Consider the following 1191-nt stretch of genomic DNA (forward strand, 5'->3'; position numbering starts at 1 on the left):
TTACAATCGCTCTTAAACCGATTTTGAAGCGTAGCCATACGATTGCGGTAATAACCAAGTATGCAACTGTCTTTTGTGTGGCTTATTTTATCGTGAACTGCGAGCCCTTGGGCAATCAGCCGCCACGGTTTTGTGTATGGTTAGTTGCGTGTTTAAGCAACTAATTTAGTAAACAAAAACGAACGCGAGAAAATTCCGAAGGAATTTTCCAAGTAGGCAACGCCCAAAGCAATTAATTATACACGTTGTTGTAGCCAGTTTTTATTCTTCGATTAATATCTTTTCAGAGGTTATTTCTCCGATGCTATCAATTACATAAATGGCTTTTAATTCGCCTTTTTCGGTGTATATTTTCATTTCTCCAATAGGTTTGTCAATGTTCCATTGTCCTTCCGTAGATAGTTTTCCGTTCTCGTGATATTCTCTTAATACTCCAATTTTTTCTCCATTCACGTAACTAATTTGTGAGGCGACATTTCCATTTTCCCAATATTGAGTAGTTAGTCCATTTTCTACTCCGTTTACAAGAACACTTTTGGCTTTAACTTTTCCATTTGGGAAGTAATCTTTGATAAGTCCATTTGGTTTTCCGTCTGCAAAATTTATCTCTTGTTGAAGTTGTCCAGTTTCATAATAATATTCCCATTTGCCAGTTTCTTTTCCAGCTTTGTAGTTACCTTTTGAAGCAAAATTTCCATTATCATAAAACTGCTCCCAATATCCGATTTTTTCATCCTCTTCTAATTCTCCTTTTGAAAGTAATTTTCCATTTTCGTGATAATATTTCCAATCTCCATAGCGTATAGATTTTTCCAAATCTCCTTTAACACTTCCTTCTCCCATTATTTTCCCATTTTCATGGTACAATATTGTACTTCCTTTGACATTGTCTCCAACTTTATAGGTTGTTCTATCTTCTTTTATAATGGTGTTCTCCTTGTCATAATATAATTTAAGATTTGTCACATTCGCTTTATCACTCAAATCAAACTGACAAGACAGAAAAAAGAGTGAAATTAAAAAGAGGATTATTCTATTCATTTGGGTTTTTCTCAAATTGGCTACAACAGGCCACTACATAAAGCGAGTGCGGCATTTTGCTGGTGTGCCTGTTTTTTGTTTTTTAATTGATTGTTTAAATATACACTTATTTGTGAATCTGTCGCCGCGCATAGAGCTTTCAAAAATGTC

At 34.8% G+C, this 1191-nt stretch carries 1 protein-coding gene; it reads right to left on the bottom strand.

Annotation, left to right across the window (positions count from 1 at the left end; translation table 11 throughout):
* Positions 1-261: 261 nt before the first annotated feature.
* A complete protein-coding gene (locus tag ACFO5T_RS13960; RefSeq protein WP_380035600.1) occupies positions 262-1041 on the bottom strand; it encodes a toxin-antitoxin system YwqK family antitoxin in 780 nt (259 codons plus the stop codon).
* Between the last annotated feature and the right edge of the window lie 150 nt (positions 1042-1191).

It is taken from the genome of Dokdonia genika, assembly GCF_042652845.1.
Lineage (GTDB): Bacteria > Bacteroidota > Bacteroidia > Flavobacteriales > Flavobacteriaceae > Dokdonia > Dokdonia donghaensis.

What these genes read in the sequence shown, in the direction of transcription:
- ACFO5T_RS13960 (WP_380035600.1), bottom strand. Translation starts at nt 1,041, where the DNA reads ATGAATAGAATAATCCTCTTTTTAATTTCACTCTTTTTTCTGTCTTGT.